21 protein-coding genes are annotated in these 16,770 nt (G+C 28.3%); 16 read left to right on the plus strand and 5 right to left on the minus strand.

The window, feature by feature from the left end:
* Positions 1-10: 10 nt before the first annotated feature.
* Genes aroA through aroQ form a run of 6 tightly spaced genes read left to right on the plus strand, consistent with a single transcriptional unit; the run spans position 11 to position 4,381 of the window.
* A complete protein-coding gene (gene aroA, locus BN2409_RS10405) occupies positions 11-1,288 on the plus strand; it encodes a 3-phosphoshikimate 1-carboxyvinyltransferase (RefSeq protein WP_053957715.1) in 1,278 nt (425 codons plus the stop codon).
* Positions 1,281-2,375, plus strand: coding sequence for a chorismate synthase (gene aroC, locus BN2409_RS10410; protein WP_053956570.1), 1,095 nt, complete (start codon positions 1,281-1,283; stop codon positions 2,373-2,375). Before aroA ends, aroC begins: the two co-directional genes overlap by 8 nt.
* Entirely contained in the window at positions 2,363-2,632 is a 270-nt protein-coding gene (locus BN2409_RS10415) for a chorismate mutase (protein WP_053956571.1), read from the plus strand. Before aroC ends, BN2409_RS10415 begins: the two co-directional genes overlap by 13 nt.
* 8 nt (positions 2,633-2,640) lie before the next feature.
* Complete coding sequence (aroE, locus tag BN2409_RS10420; protein ID WP_053956572.1) at positions 2,641-3,453, plus strand: shikimate dehydrogenase; 813 nt, start codon at positions 2,641-2,643, stop codon at positions 3,451-3,453.
* Positions 3,450-3,953 carry a shikimate kinase gene (locus BN2409_RS10425; RefSeq protein ID WP_053956573.1) on the plus strand — a complete coding sequence of 168 codons (504 nt, stop codon included), beginning with the start codon at positions 3,450-3,452 and terminating at the stop codon, positions 3,951-3,953. The genes aroE and BN2409_RS10425 overlap by 4 nt, the downstream gene beginning before the upstream one ends.
* Positions 3,950-4,381, plus strand: coding sequence for a type II 3-dehydroquinate dehydratase (aroQ, locus tag BN2409_RS10430; RefSeq protein WP_053956574.1), 432 nt, complete (start codon positions 3,950-3,952; stop codon positions 4,379-4,381). Before BN2409_RS10425 ends, aroQ begins: the two co-directional genes overlap by 4 nt.
* Positions 4,382-4,424: 43 nt before the next feature.
* Here the strand turns inward: aroQ and BN2409_RS10435 are convergent, their stop codons facing one another.
* Positions 4,425-5,156: a hypothetical protein gene (locus tag BN2409_RS10435; protein ID WP_053956575.1), complete on the minus strand. Its 732-nt coding sequence runs from the start codon at positions 5,154-5,156 to the stop codon at positions 4,425-4,427.
* A 148-nt stretch (positions 5,157-5,304) separates the two neighbouring features.
* Here BN2409_RS10435 and BN2409_RS10440 point away from each other — a divergent pair, with 148 nt between their 5' ends.
* Positions 5,305-5,589: a hypothetical protein gene (locus BN2409_RS10440; protein ID WP_053956576.1), complete on the plus strand. Its 285-nt coding sequence runs from the start codon at positions 5,305-5,307 to the stop codon at positions 5,587-5,589.
* 13 nt (positions 5,590-5,602) lie between these two features.
* Here BN2409_RS10440 and BN2409_RS10445 read toward each other — a convergent pair whose 3' ends face one another.
* Positions 5,603-6,034 carry a hypothetical protein gene (locus BN2409_RS10445; RefSeq protein ID WP_053956577.1) on the minus strand — a complete coding sequence of 144 codons (432 nt, stop codon included), beginning with the start codon at positions 6,032-6,034 and terminating at the stop codon, positions 5,603-5,605.
* Between the two features lie 147 nt (positions 6,035-6,181).
* Between BN2409_RS10445 and BN2409_RS10450 the strand changes: the two genes are divergently transcribed.
* The 5 genes from BN2409_RS10450 to BN2409_RS10470 all read left to right on the plus strand — a co-directional run bounded on the left by BN2409_RS10450 (position 6,182) and on the right by BN2409_RS10470 (position 10,825).
* A complete protein-coding gene (locus BN2409_RS10450) occupies positions 6,182-7,144 on the plus strand; it encodes an RluA family pseudouridine synthase (RefSeq protein WP_053956578.1) in 963 nt (320 codons plus the stop codon).
* Positions 7,145-7,167: 23 nt separating this feature from the next.
* Positions 7,168-7,944 (plus strand): hypothetical protein, encoded by a 777-nt coding sequence (locus tag BN2409_RS10455; RefSeq protein WP_053956579.1) that lies wholly within the window; start codon positions 7,168-7,170, stop codon positions 7,942-7,944.
* A 64-nt stretch (positions 7,945-8,008) separates the two neighbouring features.
* Positions 8,009-8,530, plus strand: coding sequence for a signal peptidase I (lepB, locus tag BN2409_RS10460; RefSeq protein ID WP_053956580.1), 522 nt, complete (start codon positions 8,009-8,011; stop codon positions 8,528-8,530).
* 97 nt (positions 8,531-8,627) lie between these two features.
* Positions 8,628-9,053 carry a CBS domain-containing protein gene (locus BN2409_RS10465; protein WP_053956581.1) on the plus strand — a complete coding sequence of 142 codons (426 nt, stop codon included), beginning with the start codon at positions 8,628-8,630 and terminating at the stop codon, positions 9,051-9,053.
* A 116-nt stretch (positions 9,054-9,169) separates the two neighbouring features.
* The gene (locus BN2409_RS10470) at positions 9,170-10,825 is read left to right on the plus strand and encodes a nucleoside kinase (protein ID WP_053956582.1); all 1,656 of its coding nucleotides are present in this window, start codon (positions 9,170-9,172) and stop codon (positions 10,823-10,825) included.
* Positions 10,826-10,865: 40 nt separating this feature from the next.
* Here BN2409_RS10470 and BN2409_RS10475 read toward each other — a convergent pair whose 3' ends face one another.
* The gene (locus tag BN2409_RS10475; RefSeq protein WP_053956583.1) at positions 10,866-11,507 is read right to left on the minus strand and encodes a superoxide dismutase; all 642 of its coding nucleotides are present in this window, start codon (positions 11,505-11,507) and stop codon (positions 10,866-10,868) included.
* A 117-nt stretch (positions 11,508-11,624) separates the two neighbouring features.
* Here BN2409_RS10475 and BN2409_RS10480 point away from each other — a divergent pair, with 117 nt between their 5' ends.
* A complete protein-coding gene (locus tag BN2409_RS10480; RefSeq protein ID WP_053956584.1) occupies positions 11,625-12,095 on the plus strand; it encodes a DUF456 domain-containing protein in 471 nt (156 codons plus the stop codon).
* A gap of 123 nt (positions 12,096-12,218) precedes the next feature.
* On the opposite strand, the gene BN2409_RS10485 is transcribed toward BN2409_RS10480, so the two are convergent.
* Positions 12,219-12,635: a hypothetical protein gene (locus BN2409_RS10485; protein ID WP_053956585.1), complete on the minus strand. Its 417-nt coding sequence runs from the start codon at positions 12,633-12,635 to the stop codon at positions 12,219-12,221.
* 105 nt (positions 12,636-12,740) lie between these two features.
* On the minus strand, positions 12,741-14,210 hold the full coding sequence (locus tag BN2409_RS10490; protein ID WP_053956586.1) for a TolB family protein: 1,470 nt from the start codon (positions 14,208-14,210) through the stop codon (positions 12,741-12,743).
* A gap of 349 nt (positions 14,211-14,559) precedes the next feature.
* Between BN2409_RS10490 and BN2409_RS10495 the strand changes: the two genes are divergently transcribed.
* The 3 genes from BN2409_RS10495 (at position 14,560) to BN2409_RS10505 (ending at position 16,710) form a co-directional block, all read left to right on the plus strand.
* A complete protein-coding gene (locus tag BN2409_RS10495) occupies positions 14,560-14,928 on the plus strand; it encodes an IS110 family transposase (RefSeq protein ID WP_053956587.1) in 369 nt (122 codons plus the stop codon).
* A gap of 98 nt (positions 14,929-15,026) precedes the next feature.
* Complete coding sequence (locus BN2409_RS10500) at positions 15,027-15,593, plus strand: hypothetical protein (RefSeq protein ID WP_053956588.1); 567 nt, start codon at positions 15,027-15,029, stop codon at positions 15,591-15,593.
* 10 nt (positions 15,594-15,603) lie between these two features.
* Positions 15,604-16,710 (plus strand): glycosyltransferase family 4 protein, encoded by a 1,107-nt coding sequence (locus tag BN2409_RS10505; RefSeq protein ID WP_199873002.1) that lies wholly within the window; start codon positions 15,604-15,606, stop codon positions 16,708-16,710.
* Positions 16,711-16,770: the final 60 nt, after the last annotated feature.

Here is a 16,770-nt window from a genome sequence, read left to right on the forward strand (position 1 = left end):
AGATGAACCAATGGATACGATAAAGATACTTCCTTCTGTTTTAAATGGAAAGGTAAAAATTCCTCCCTCAAAGAGTATGAGCCATAGAGCTATTATATGTGCAGCTTTAGCCCATGAAGAAAGTTTGATTACCCATGTTTCTCTTTCGGATGATATTTTGGCAACCTTAGAAGGAGTAGAAGCTTTAGGAGCAAAAGTAAACAAAAGAATGGATGACGATAAAACTTATTCTATAAGGATTGAAGGGGCAAAAAAGATAATATGTAAAAAAAATAAGATTGATTGTAAAGAATCTGGATCTACTTTGAGATTTTTAATTCCTATAGGGATTTTGACAAAGGATGAAATGACTTTTACAGGAAGAGGAAAATTGATGGAGCGTCCACTTCATGAGTATTATAAAATATTTGAAAAGCAGGATATAAAATATGATACGGATAATGGGAAATTACCATTAACGATAAAAGGAAATTTAAAAGGAGATATTTTTAAAGTAAGAGGAGATGTTAGTTCTCAATTTATTACAGGACTTTTATTTGCTTTACCATTACTCAAAGAAGATTCCAAGATTATTGTAACTACTTCATTAGAATCAAAATCATATATAGATTTGACCATTCAAATGATGAGTCAATTCGGAGTGGATATAAAAAAAGATAAAAAGGACTATTGGATTCAAGGAAATCAAGAATTTAAGCCTAGTACATATAAAGTAGAGGGAGATTTTTCTCAAGGAGCTTTTTTTATGGTTGCAGGAATATTAGGAGGAAATATAAGGTGTATGGATCTTTTAATCGATTCTTTACAAGGAGATAAAGCAATCATAGATATCATAAAAAAAATGGGAGGAGAAATCTTTGTAGAGGGGAATGATATTGTTACAAAAGCATCCAAAACACATGGGATCACAATCGATGTATCTCAATGTCCGGATCTTGTTCCAGCTATTTGTGTACTGGCTTCTCTTAGCAAAGGAACAACCAAAATAGTCAATGCAAAAAGGCTTCGTATAAAAGAATCAGATCGTCTAAAGGCAATGGCAACAGAATTAAATAAATTAGGAGGTTGTGTCAAAGAATTTGAAGATGGTCTTGAAATTGTAGGAAAAGAGAGTCTTATAGGTGGAGAAGTAGATAGCTGGAATGATCATCGTATTGCCATGGCACTGGGGATTGTATCTATAAGATGTAAGCATCCTGTTGTAATCAAAAATAGTCATGCAGTGAAAAAATCTTATCCTGAATTTTGGGAGGATTTTAAGAGGTTAGGAGGAAAAATTCATGAGTAGTATGTGGGGAAAGAATATAAAAATTTCTATATTTGGTGAGTCTCATGGAAAAGCCATTGGAGTAGTCATAGATGGAATATTTCCAGGGATATCATTAGATATGAAAAAAATAAAAGAAGAATTACAAAGAAGAGCACCAGGGAAAAGTGATTTTTCAACTCCTAGACAAGAAAAAGATGAAGTAGAAATTTTAAGTGGCTATTTTAATGAAAAAACTACAGGAACCTCTATTTGTGCTATCATTTATAATAAAGATCAAAAGTCAAAAGACTATGAAAAAACAAAATCTATTATGCGTCCTTCTCATGGAGATTATACAGGTTATATAAAATATAAAGGTTTTAATGATTATAGAGGAGGAGGGCATTTTTCAGGAAGGATTACAGCCTCTATTGTTTTTGCAGGAGCCATTGCCAAACAAATTTTAAATACAAAAAATATTTTTATTGGAAGTCATATCAAAGGAATTGGAAATGTAGAAGATGATTCTTTTGATTATGTAGATATTTCAAAAGATTTATTACAAAAGCTTGCAAAAGAAAGTTTTCCAGTACTGAATGATTCCAAAAGAGAAGATATGAAGAATTTGATTTTAAATGTAAAAAAGGAATCAAATTCTATTGGAGGAATCATAGAAACAGGGATCATCAATGTTCCTACGGGTATAGGATCTCCATTTTTTGACTCTATAGAAAGTAAATTATCTCAGCTTCTTTTTTCTATTCCAGGAATTAAGGGAGTAGAATTTGGAGAAGGATTTAAAATGAGTTTGATGACAGGGGAAAATGGAAATGATGAATTCTATATAAAAGATGAACAAGTCAAGACTCATACTAATCATAATGGGGGGATTTTAGGGGGAATTAGCAGTGGCATGCCTATCGTATTTAAGGTAGCATGTAAGCCGACACCTTCTATTGGAAAAATTCAAAGAAGTATTAATATAGAAACTATGAAAAATTCAAAAATACAAATAGAAGGAAGACACGATCCATGTATTGTGCCAAGAGTGATTCCAGTAGTAGAAGCTATGGCAGCTTTAGCTATATTAGATTTGATGATGGAGGATCATGTATGGAGGATTTAAGAAAAGAAATTGATCGAATTGATGAAGAACTTGTAAAATTATTTGAAGAAAGAATGAACATTGTTCTAAAAATTGCTGCATACAAAAAAGAAAATCATATTCCTATATTTCATGTAAAAAGAGAAGAAGAGGTTATTCGTAAAAATATGCTTTATCTAAAGGACTCCTATTATGAAAAATGGGCAAAAGAATTTCTAAAAAATTTGATGGATATTAGCAAAAGTATACAAAAGGAAAAAATTTTAGAAAAAGAATAGGTGATGAAATGGAGCTTTATGGACTTTTAGGAGAGACTTTATGTCATAGCTTTTCTCCAATGATTCATGAAAATATTTTTGAAAAAGTAAAGAAAAAAGGACATTATCATTTGTTTGAAGTAAAAAGAGAAGATATAAAAAAAGCACTGCAAGGACTGTTGGCGTTAGGAATAAAAGGAGTAAATGTAACGATTCCATATAAAATAGAGGTAATGAAGAATTTAGATGAGATAGGAGAGGAAGCAAAAAAAATAGGTGCCGTCAATACTATTTCTTTTGAAAATAATAAGATGATCGGATACAATACAGATTATTATGGATTTGGAATGATGCTTACACATTATGATATAGATGTAGCAGGAAAGTCTGCTGTAATATTAGGAAGCGGCGGAGCGGCTCATGGAGTGATTCAGTATCTTTTAGATAAAGGAATAGAAGAAATTATTATGGTGAGTAGAACACCACAAAAGGTTTTTCAAGCACATAAAGAGGTTTTTGTTATCTCTTATGATGAATTAGAAAATTTAGAGTCAAAAGATATGATTATCAATTGTACTCCTTGTGGAATGTATCCAAAGATAGATGTTTCTCCAGTGAAAGAAAATATTATTGTAAAATTTCATACTGCAATAGATCTCATTTATAATCCATATGAAACCCTTTTTTTAAGTTATGCAAATAAAAATAATGTAAAAGCAGTAAATGGATTATATATGTTAGTTGGACAAGCTATGAAATCCCAAGAGATTTGGAATCATATGACTTTTTCAGAAAAAGAAAGAAATGAAATTTATGAGAAAATAAAGTCGGTGATGGTATGAATAAAAAAAATATGGTTTTAATAGGCATGCCAGGGTGTGGAAAAAGTACCATAGGAAGAATTCTTTCAAAAAAAATCAACAAAGAATTTATTGATATAGATGAGTATATAGAAAAAATAGAAAAGAAGACAATCCAAGAAATTTTTCTAAATGGAGAAATGTTTTTTAGAGAAATAGAAAAAAAGGCAGTTAAAGAAATGAGTCAAAAGAAAGATATGGTCATCTCTACAGGAGGAGGAGTCGTAAAATTTCATGAGAATATAGATCATTTAAAAGAAAATGGAGTTGTTTTTTTTATTGATCGGCCTATTGATCATATTATTGAAGATATAAATACAAATACCAGACCTTTATTAAAGGAAGGAAAAGAAAAGATATATCAATTGTATGAAGAAAGATATTCTTTATACATAAAATATTGTGATTATCAAGTGAAAAATGATAATACATTAGAAGGTGTAATAGAAAAAATATTAGTACTTTGGGAGTTGGAAAAATGAAAATACTAATTATTAACGGTCCCAATATAAATTTTTTAGGGATCAGAGAAAAAGAAGTTTATGGAGAAACCACTTATGAAGATTTATGTACATATTTGTATACAGAAGCAGATAAAATGGATATAGACATAGGGATTGTTCAAAGCAATATAGAAGGCGACATCATTAATTATATTCAAGGAGCTTATCAAAAGTATGATGGAATCATTATTAATCCAGCAGCATACACTCATTATAGCATTGCAATTTATGATGCATTAAAAGCGGTAAATATAAAAGCTATAGAAGTTCATATTTCAAACATTCATCAAAGAGAAGATTATAGAAAGATATCTGTTACAGCTCCAGCTTGTGTAGGGCAAATATGTGGAATGGGTATATATGGTTATGTACTTGCTATGATGGCATTAAAAAGGATAGTTAAATAACTATCCTTTTTAATGCGTTAGGAACATAAGAAATTTTAATATATTATTGTTCGTCTTCTATGGGTAGAATATCTTTTTCTTCTAGTACTTCAAGTGTTTCTGTTTGTGTATTTTCTGTAAGTACTGGTATTTCATTTTCATTAGAGATCTCATCTTTTTTATCTTCGTTTCCATCAAATAAAGACATAAGTTTCATCATTTGTGCAATTTTTTTGAAATTGTCTAAATTCTTAGCTTGATCATTAGGTAACATAGGTCCTATAGCTTCAATAATATTATTGACTTGAGCAGAAAGATCTTCTCCACCAGATTGTACTGCTTTTTTTATTTTCATGACATTTTTTACATCTTTCATCTTATCTACCATAGATATGACATTTTGTATATTTTCAAGATTTGTTTTGCTGTTTTCATCCATAGAGTCACCCAAAATATTAAGTACTTCTTTAAACATAGTAAGATTACGTTTCATAGAAGAAGATGGAGAGTGGGACATATTTTTTTTAAGATCATGTAAATGACTAGCTTTTTTTAGATTTTCTAAAAGATGATAAACTCGATCTAAAGTATTTTCGTTTAAAGCAGGAAGTTTTGGTTTTTCGTAATGGGTTACATTTAGTGCAGGAGAAAAATTTCTGTTTTTTAGAAAAATAAAAAGAAAAAATGGAATCATAAACATAAAAATATTGTTGTTTAAAAATGGAAAACTAGAAATACTTAGTTCTTCTTCAGGTACAAAACTCTCTTTTTTTTGAGTAGGAATCAGTTCATTCATATTCTGCCTCCTAAAAATCAAATCTTACTCTATCATATGCTCTATAAAAAATAGTGTGACTAAAATGAAAAAGATTTGATTGTAATAAATGTATAAAAATCATCATAGATTGAATGGAGAATAAGAATTTAAATATGGAGGTGCATAAATGAATCCCTTTGATAAAGGTAAGATGGAAAAATTAATAAAAAATATGGGTAATATAAAACCTACAGATGAGCAGATGAAAATGATGCAAGGACTATCTGAAAAATATAAAGATACAAATGAAGAAGATATGTTAGAGGAATTGAAAAAATTAAAAGATAGTATGATGCAAAATACTAAAAAATATCAAAAACAAATGGAAGCATTAAATCAATTAAAAGATTTTTTAGATGAAGAACAAAAAAAGAAACTTGAAAAAGTGATGGATTTCTTAAATGAAAAATAGGCTAATATTTAGCCTATTTTTTACTTCCTGTAATAATATAAATAATGTCATCTAAAGAGCTGTTAGATGGAATGTCAAATTCACCTGATTTGAGTTTAGAATCCATACCTAATTTTGTTACTTGATTAATAAATTCTTGAGGATCATCAATTAAGCCATTTTCTTTTAATATTTGCGCAATGCCCATTCCAAAAGTTCCATTTGGAATGTTAATATGTAAAGTAGAGATTTTTTCAGGAGTCTTTTCAGTAGTTTTTTTAGGTGATACATCTACATCAGCGGATTGCTCTGTTTTTATAGATTCTTTTTCTACATTTTCTTCGTTTGAATAAGCTAAGGAATCTGTAACTTTCCAAGTGATTACAGTAGACATAAAAAGTATAATCACTAGTGCTAAAAGCAAATCACTGGTTTCATATAATACATCTTTACATTTTTCCCACATATATCAAATACCTCCATTTTTGTTTTCAAGTAAAATATGAATTTATATTAATAAGGATAGCACAAGTAAGGTATACTTTTCAATATAAAATAGAGGAGACTATTAAAGAAAAGTAGTTTATGGCATAATAAAGTAGAGGTGAGACACATGAGAAAAATATACATAGGAAAAAATGAAGCCAATCAAAGAATAGACAAATTTCTTCGCAAATACATGAATAAAGCATCTTTAAGTTTTATTTACAAAATGATTCGAAAAAAAAATATAAAAGTCAATCATGGAAAGATTGCTAATGATTATATTTTACAAGAGGGAGATTACATAGAATTGTTTTTGAGTGAAGAAACCATACAAGGTTTTATAGAGCAAAAACAAATTCATCAAGTCAAAAGAACATTTCACATTATTTATGAAGATGAAAATATGATTGTAGTGGACAAACCACAAGGATTATTGGTTCATGAAGACCATAGCAAAGATAAAAATACATTAATCAATCAAGTACTTAAGTACTTATATGATGAAAAAAAATATGATCCAAATCAGGAAAAAACTTTTGTGCCTGCAAGTGTCAATCGATTAGATCGAAATACGAGTGGGATTGTCATGATAGGAAAAAGCTATTATGGATTACAAAGCTTAAATGAAATGATTCGAAAAAAGGATTGTATTCGAAAATATTATTTAACTATTGTAAAAGGAAGAGTAGATCATAAAAAGGAGTTAAAAGGATATTTAGTAAAGGATGAAAAAAACAATAAAGTACAAATTGTTTCTAAAAAGACTATGAATGCAAAAGAAATTCATACTATTTATACACCAATTGAATGGAATCAAGAATATAGTTTACTAGAGGTAGAGATTATTACAGGAAGAAGTCATCAAATTCGAGCACATCTTTTTAGTATAGGACATCCAATTATAGGAGATCAAAAATATGGAGATTTAAAAACAAATAAGAATTTTAAAAATCTGAAACATCAATTTTTACATGCTTATAAAATTGATTTTGTAAATTGCAATGAAAATTTAAAATATTTGGAGGGGAAAAGCTTTCATAGCCCATTGCCAGAGGAACTTAAGAAAATTAAGATTAAATTATTTCAATAGATGAGGCAAAAGGGGGAAAATAAATGGATCAAATGAAGTATATTGTAATGGAACAATTGATCAACCAATATAATTATACAGGGGCGTTAGCATTTATTCAAAAAGAAAATTATGATCGAACAAATTCGTTATTATTGGCTTGCAAGGACAGTATGAATTTCGATTTTCAATCAGCATATTATCAACTTTTAGAAGTGGAAGATGATCATTTTCATAAAAGATTACAATATTTAAAAAACAATTTAAAGGATTTAAGAGAAGGAAAGCCAGATGCAATTTTTTCAGAACTCATAGAAAATACTAAAATACAGCTTCAGAATGAAAAATATATAGATTTTTTGAGTAGAGTGTATCGATTAAAGGAAGCTATTTTAAAATATATTTTTGCAATTCATCATGTAGAGAAAGATAAATTTTCTTTTATGAGTGATGTAGCTTCTAAAAGAATGATTTTGAAAGTTTTAAAAAGAAAATATAAAATCTATAATCCAAATTTAAGTTTTTCTATTACTGCATATATTCATAAACATCTTTCAAAAGACAAAAGATATATAGAAGCTTTAGAAGTGATTAATGATCCCAAAATGAATGAAATTATTGAAATGAGACATGATTGTATTGCAGGACATGGTTTTAAAGGTGTAAATAAAAAAGATATTATAAAAGTATATAAAGATCCTTATTTCATTTTAGAGGATTTTTGTCATGTATTAGAAAAAATTGGACTCAGGATTAGTCAAAATAAATATAATAAAATTAATAGACATATTCTGATAACTTTTTCAAAAGAAGATTTGTAATTGTGTACATGAATTAGAAGTGATACAATAAAGAATATGAAATTTGTAATAAGGGGAGATCGGAATGAAGAAAGAAATTTTAGAATGGATTAAAACAATTGTTGTATCTGTGGTAATTGCACTGGTCATTACAACTTTTATAAGACCTACTTTAGTAAAGGGAGAGTCTATGTATCCTACTTTACATGAATATGATTATTTGATTATTAATAAAATACCATATATGATGCATAATCCAGAAAAGGGAGATATTGTAGTATTTCAATCACATCTTTTAACAGAAGATGGAAAAGAAAAGGATTTGATCAAAAGAGTGATAGGAGTAGAAGGAGACCAAATAAAAGTAAAAGATGGAGATGTCTTTGTAAATGGCCAAAAATTAGATGAATCTTATATTAATGGAGATTATACATCGGGAGAAATAGATATGAAAGTTCCTAAAGATATGGTCTTTGTCATGGGAGATAATAGACTTAATAGTTTAGATAGTCGTGATGAAAGCGTAGGACCTGTAGATATTCATACTATTAGAGGAAAAGTACTTGTTCGTTTGTATCCATTTAATACAATAGGAAAAGTTTATTAAAAGAGTAAAAAAACTTAGACAATTGGGTCTAGGTTTTTTGTTTATTTTTTGTAAAACTTGTACATGCTAAATAGTGAAAATAGAAAGGAGGTATTGTATGAAAGTCAAAGATTTAATGACAAAAAAAATTGCAATGGCAAATCCTGATACACCACTTACTCAAGTAGCAGAAAAAATGAAAAAATTAAATGTAGGTTCTATTCCAGTTTGTGATGGATCTAAAAAGGCGATTGGGATTGTTACAGACAGAGATATTGTTTTAAAAGGTGTATCCACAGGAAATATTAATATGGATGCTCAAAGTGTAATGTCGAATCATTTGATTTATGCAACACCAGAGATGGATGCTCATGAAGCGGCAAATATTATGGCCAAACATCAAATAAGAAGATTGCCTGTTGTAGAAAATGGAAAGTTAGTAGGAATGTTGGCCATCGGAGATTTAGCAACTATTAATATTTATGTCAACGAAGCAGGGGATGCACTAAGTACTATATCTCAACCAAGTAGACCTATTATGTAATCAAAAAAGTTCCTGAAATTTCAGGGACTTTTTTTAGATAGCAGTTTTAATTTGAAATATTGGGTATAATATAATAGTATGATTATATAAGGACTTTCTCATAAGGGGGAGCATGAATGAATAAAATAAATATTATAGTAAACAATCAAGAAAAAATACAAGTGCAAAAAGGAATTACACTAGAACAACTCAGCGATCAATTTAAAGATTTTTATCCGTCTACCATTGTAGCAGCTAAGGTAGATCATGACTTAAGAGAATTAACGCACACCATACATAAGGATTGTAATATTGAATTTATTGATCTTACTTCATCAGATGGCATTCGTATTTATCAAAGAAGTCTTTCCTTTGTTTTCATAAGATCCGCTAAGGAAATTCTATCAGATTGTAAGGTTACTGTAGAGCATTCTTTAAGTAAAGGATTATATTGTGAAATTCATTACAAAAGACCTATTACAGAAGAAGATGTAAAAAAAATTGAAGTTAGAATGAAAGAAATTATTGATGAAGATGTGCCTTTTACAAAGAGCAGTATAGCAGTAGAAGATGCAAAAAAAATATTTAAAGATCTTGGTATGGAATCAAAAACAGAGCTTTTAGATTTTAGAGAAAATGATGAAATGAATATATATAGCTGTGGATGGTTAAGAGATTATTTTTATGGATATATGGTACCAAGTACAAAATATTTAAAATTATTTAAATTAACATATTATGCACCAGGAGTGATTATACAACATCCTGAGAAAACTCATCCAAATGAGATTCCTGTGTTTGAAGAACAAAAAAAATTAGCTACTATATTTAGAGAAGCTGAAAAATGGGGAGAAATTTTAGAAGTTCCTTATGTAGCCAATTTAAATAAAGTGATTTTAAACAAAGAATATGCAGACATTATTCGTATTGCAGAAGCTCTGCATGAAAAGAAAATTGCACAAATTGCAGATATGATTACACAAAAAAATAAAAGAATTATATTAATTGCTGGGCCTTCTTCTTCAGGAAAAACTACTTTTGCCCAAAGATTATCTATTCAATTAAAAGTAAATGGTCTAAAGCCAGTGGCTTTATCTATAGATGATTATTTTGTAAATAGAGAACATACTCCAAAAGATGAAAATGGAGAGTATGATTTTGAAGCCATAGAAGCAGTAGATTTGGAGTTGTTTAATGAGCACCTCAAAAAATTAATTCAGGGAGAGGAAATAGAACTTCCTACTTTTAATTTTCAAAAGGGGCAAAGAGAATATAAAGGAAGATTTATGAAAATTAATGAAGATCAGCCTATTATTATAGAAGGTATACATGGACTAAATAATAAGCTTACAGAGGATATTTCAAAAGATCAGAAATTTAAAATTTATATTAGTGCCTTGACTCAATTAAATATTGATGATCATAATAGAATTCCTACTACAGATACTAGATTGATTAGAAGAATTGTAAGAGATAGTAAATATAGAGGCCACTCTGCTCTTACTACTTTGAAATTATGGCAATCTGTTCGTAGAGGAGAAAAAAGAAATATATTTCCATTTCAAGAGGAAGCAGATATTATGTTCAACTCTGCTTTAGTATATGAATTAGCTACTTTAAAAAAATATGCAGAGCCTCTTTTATTAGAAATTAAACAGGAGGACCCAGGATATACAGAAGCCAAAAGGTTATTAAAATTTTTACATTATTTTTCTTCCATTCAAGAAGAAGAAGTAATTCCTCAAACTTCTATTATCAGAGAGTTTATAGGTGGAAGCTGTTTTGCAGATTAAATAAAAAAATCCATTACATTTATGTAATGGATTTTTTTAGCTAGAACATTCTATAGGGCATCGGAATTGGCATAGGTGGTTGGTTATACAAAAGATTTAGAATTTGATTGTACCTGCATTCGCAAATATCCCAATTGATATTTTTAATAAATATATCTAGATATTTAGCTCGATCAATGCCAAAATCAATCATATAAGCATGCTCGTAGACATCTAAAACAAGGATAGGAAGTGCATTCCATATACCTCCTTGATCATGACTATCACACATATAATTTCTAATGGTGTGATCTATCAAATCATAAGCTGTTACAACCCAACCTCTTGCTGATTTTCCTGCGTTTAAAAAATCTGTTTGAAAGTTTTCGTAACTTCCAAAGTCATGGATTAATTTTTTTAATAAATTGCCATAGGGTATATGGCAATATCCTCCTAAGTTTTCAAAATATAATTCATGAAGTTTGACTCCATTTAATGAATAGCTTTCTCCTAATTTTAAACATCTATAAGGACTATAGGTAGGGTTTGGATTTTCAAATTTTTCTTCTTTTAGTTTTCTCCAAATTAAATTAATTTTTTCTACATATCCTTTATATAGGGTATAATGTTGGGTAAGCTGATTGTTAGATATGCCTTTTATATCTTTAAAATCAAATACTTTAGGAACGATAGGAGTTGTCATTTTATCCCTCCGTTATTATAATAGTGAAAGACTATTATACAATATGCAAAAAAGATAAAATGGGTTCATAAAGGTTAAAATAAAAAAGATAGGGTATAGTAGAAAGGGGATATAGATATGATTTATGTAGTAATACTTCTTATGTTGATAGGTCTATTAGGAATTTTCATACCAGGAATTCCTGGTAATGGATTGATTTTTTTATCTATTTTAGGATATGGATTTTATACTCATTTTGAAAAAATTAGTATAACTATGATAATCATCTTTGGAATTCTTACAGGATTAGCTTTTCTATTAGATTATATATCTAGTATGATGGGGGCAAAAAAGTTTGGAGCTACAAAAGCTGGGATTATTGGAGGTATTTTAGGTGGTATTCTAGGCATATTTATTTTAAGCTTACCAGGAATGATTTTAGGACAGTTTTTAGGAACGTTAATAGGAGAGATGTATTATGGACAGGAACTGAAAAATTCTATTTTTTCAGGAGTTGGAACAGTTATAGGATTTATATTAGGAGTCATTTTAAATATAACTATAGGAGTGAGTATGATTAGTTTATTTTTATGGAAAGTTTTTCGGTAAGATAATTTTAATGTTTTACTGAATGATGTTTCTTTTGTGTGAAGCTTTTGTTTGGACAATCTATTATAAACTATTATAAAAATATTGGGAAAGTGAATATTACACTTTCCCAATATTTTTATGCTATTCTTCTCCATTTAAATTAGAACATTCACATTGATTATCGTTACAAGGAGTACAAGGTTGTTGATCTTTTCCCAAACAATCTGGGTCTATAGGTTCAGGACAGATTTCTAATTCACGTATTTTCACATGATTTACCCAAACTTTTATAAGATATTTTTGATGTGCGCATAATGGACCAAAAAGAAATTGGCCATGTTCGTCTGTAAAAGTATGGGTGATGGGGATTAATTTTTCCAAATTGTGAATTTTTTTTACTTTGAAAAGTTTAACAACTGCATCTTTCACCAATTTACCGCATTCATCTTTTACAACTCCATGAATAACACTTCTTGATTCTTTTTGAAGTTTTAGCGTAGCTTCTAATTGTTCATTTTCTTCTGGAATAAAGTCAAATTTTGTTAATCGATAACCCATATAAAAGCCTCCTTTAATAAATAGAAAGTAATATAACTTAGAAAACATTCAAAAACTTATAACAAGTTTATATCAATATATTCATATCATTAGAATATATGAACACTATTTTATTTTAGAACGATAAGATATATCTATTTTAGAAGAATTACTATTTGTAATTTGTTGTATAGTACCTAATTTTATATCTAATGAAAATATATTACATACATAAGATTGAACCATTGAAAAATATATATTTTTATTATTTAGATCCCATTCAAGATCATAGATCATATTAGGATTTGAAAAATGAGTATAATTATCATACGTGTCTTTTTGAAGATCATAAATATATAGATTATAGATATCATAATCCCATAAAATAAAAGCTAAATAACGACTATCGTGAGAGAATTTAACTTTTTTAATAATAAAGTAATTAGATTGAAAAATGCATTGACTCTTATTTTGAGATAAATCAAATAAACAAATAGTATTTTGACATGTATCGGACATATCTTTCTCCGTAATATAAGTTAATAGACTATTGATTTTAGAACAATCAAAACTTTTTATATTTTTCATGTGTGTTAATTGCTGTAAATGAAGACCATGTTCATTCATAGCATAAAGATCTGAATCATGATGATCTATTTTTTTGAAAATGAGTTTGTTTGCAATACAATGATATTTAGGGGATTTGTTCATATATTTATGATGACTAAAAGTTAGACGAGTACATTTTTGATTAAAAATATTTAAAGCATATATTTCTAATCCTTCAAAAGATCTAGCAGATACATAAATAATGCTTGAATTTTTTCCCCAACAAAAATCTATAACTTCTTCAATATAATTTGGTAAAGAAAGCTTACGCAAATTACCAGATAAGGTTGATAAATATAAAAGATTTGTATCTTCTTTGTTAGATAAAAAAGCTATTTTTTGACCACATGGAGACCATTTAGGGAGAATACATTTTTTGAAAGTGTCATCGGTTAATTGTTTTTTCCTAGCTCCATTTTTGAATAATAAAAAGAGATTGCTTTTTTTATTATTGATATATTCATTAAGACATAATGAATAAGTAGGAATGATTTTAATACTTAAACAAATATGTAAGTTGTTAATAATGATGCGATCATTTAATTTTTTAATAGATGAATCTTCAATATAAATATTTGGAATGAAAAAATTATTTTTCACTAAAATTTCGGGACAAGAACCTTCTATTGTATTAGGGATAGATAGACTAGTAGATACAAAAGAAATATTTTCAGTAGCATGAACAGATTGATTATCAAGATCAGCAACATATAAAATTTTTTTACGTATTTTAAAAACAATACAAAGTTTTTTCCCTGTAAGATTTTTCCCCTCAAAAGATTCACCTTTTATAGTATTAAATATAGACATAGAGTAGACTTCAGGATCGATAATAGATGTTAAAATTTTATCTATATTCGGTTTGTTTTTTTGTAAAGAAGTAATTTCTTTCATCTGAAATTGCTTAAAAATATCCATGTTTTCAAATTGATTTATGGAATTTGTATGATCTGTATACTTATTTTTTGTAAATATATTTGCACACATATATTTCTCTCCTCGTATAATATATTTAAAGTTAAAAATTTTCATCTATCGCCTTGGATATTGAGTCCTATTCCTAGATAATAGAAGTATGGAATAAGGATCTATCTGGATTAAGGCTGTTCTCTCCTGCAGCAAGACTGCATTTAAAGACTGTCTCCCAGCCAACAGGTGTACTGCAAACTCACAAGCTGTATCTCTTGCCTATCATACCGAATGTTAGTAGCTTCGGGCAGCTTATGATTGACAAGTATTGAATACTCATACGCGAGGTTGTTGCCATCCGGTTGGTAACTAGGGATAGGTTTCAGTATCCAAGCCGTTCCAAATTCATAGAAAGGAGGTCCTCTCCATGAAATTATTTGTTGGTATTGATGTTAGTTCTGAAAAACTTGATACTTGTTTTCTCACCAGTGAAGATCAAATTTTACTAGAAGTTTCTCTACCCAATAATGTTGTTGGTGCTAGTAAAATCAAAGAACATATTAGCCATTTCGCTGATCTAATTCGGTATGATCGTATTATAATCGGTATGGAAGCAACTTCTATTTACAGCTTTCATCCTTCAACTTTCCTATCAGAAGACTCTGAGCTTAAGTCTTTAGGAGTCGAAGTTGTTGTTATGAATCCTAAGGCTATACATCGGTTTAAAGGCCTATTTGAANTGAGATTAATTGATTGTAGCTACAAAAATATGATGATTGATCTTGTTACTATATAAATATGGATAACCCTATGATGAAATGACTAAAATTTAAAAATAATTTGGAATAATTTTTTTATAATATGAATATGATGATTTCAAGGAGGGACAAACTTATGGCAATTGTAAGAAATTGTATTCGTATTGAAGGAATAAAAGAGGATAATAGTCAAGACGATCATAAGAATGGTATATATTATTCAGATACCAATTATATATTCATTCCAAAAGATTCTCCTCCAGTTAAAAATATATTTGAAATAATGATTAGTTTGGAAATAAAATCATGGAGAAGAGTTGAAAGCATAAAGGATCAAATCGTTGTAATAGATGGAATAAAAAAATATAAAATTGTATATGCACAAGATAATGAAAAAGAGCAGGTAGCCATTGAAGAATTTCAAATGCCGTATAATACATATATACAATTTATACACGAAGATTTAAATTTATTAGAAGTCAAAGTAATTATTTTAGATGCATACTATCAAATATTAAATTCTCATACTTTGTATGAACATATAGTTTATAAAGTAAATCCTCTTTATAATGAAAAATTAATATTGATAAAAGAAGAGAATCATAAAAATTTTAATTATAAAAGTCAGTTATCCTTGCAAGAAAATTGCTTGACTGAAATAATTCCAAATTCATTTGTGGATGTTGAGGAAGAATATTTATGAGGTGAAGGGTATGGAAATATGCTTAGACGGTTTATGTATTACGCATCTTACGGGAACAGGATTGTATACTTATGCTTATGAATTATATAATCATTTGTTTCGATTATATGGACAGCCAAACTATCATATTATTTGGGATGATAGTGAATTGGTATCTAGTTGGGAAAAAAATAAAAAATTAACTTTTGAAGATATTCCTATTAATAGAATACAAAATGATTATAGAATATTAGAAACTTATTTAAAAGGAAAAAATATTCAATTATATCATTCTCTACATAATGGGTTTAGCATACCTAATAAAAAAGTATGTCCATATATTACAACAGTTCATGATGTATCACCGTTTTATAAAGGATATGATATAGATTCAAAATATGAAAATAATTTTTTTAGAAAATTTCCAAACGCCATGGAAAAGTCAGATTATATTATTGCAGTATCAGATTTTTTAAAAAAACAAATTGTACAACAATATCCACAAGTAAAGAATAAAGTAGTAACCATATATCCTGGCATAGGAGAATGTTTTTATGAAACAGAAAATCAAACAAAAAATATGGAAAAAACATATTTACTTCATGTAGGAAGCATGCATACAAGAAAAAATATAGAAAAAATTATGGATGTATGTGAATTAATTTTTAAAGAAAATAAAGAATTAAAATTGCTTATTGTAGGGAAAAATGATGGAAAAAGAGAAGAAGATTATTTGAGATTAAAATATTATGCTCATCAATTAAATATACAAGATCATGTAGTATTTACAGGAGAGATTTCTTATAAAAATATGGTATCTATCTATAGAAAATCCCTTTTTTTATTTAATTTTTCTAAATATGAGGGATTTCCTTTTTCAGCTTTAGAGGCATTAGCTTGTGGAGTGCCTGTTGTATGTAGAAAAACTGATTTTATGCAAGAAATTTTAAAACAGTCTCCTATATATGTAGATGAAAATGATCCCAATAAAATAAAAAATAAAATTTTAGAACTAAAAAATAATCAAAAAGAATATAAAAAAATTTCAGAGGAAGGAAGAAGGTTTTCACAAAAATACAATTGGGGGCATGCTACAAAAAAAATTGTACAGATTTATGAAAAAGCTATGTACGGTTAATATTGTAGGAATAAAAGAAAGGACAATTCATAAAATGGTAAAAGAGAATAATGTAGAAAG

Source organism: Inediibacterium massiliense (assembly GCF_001282725.1).
Classification (GTDB): domain Bacteria; phylum Bacillota; class Clostridia; order Peptostreptococcales; family Thermotaleaceae; genus Anaerophilus; species Anaerophilus massiliensis.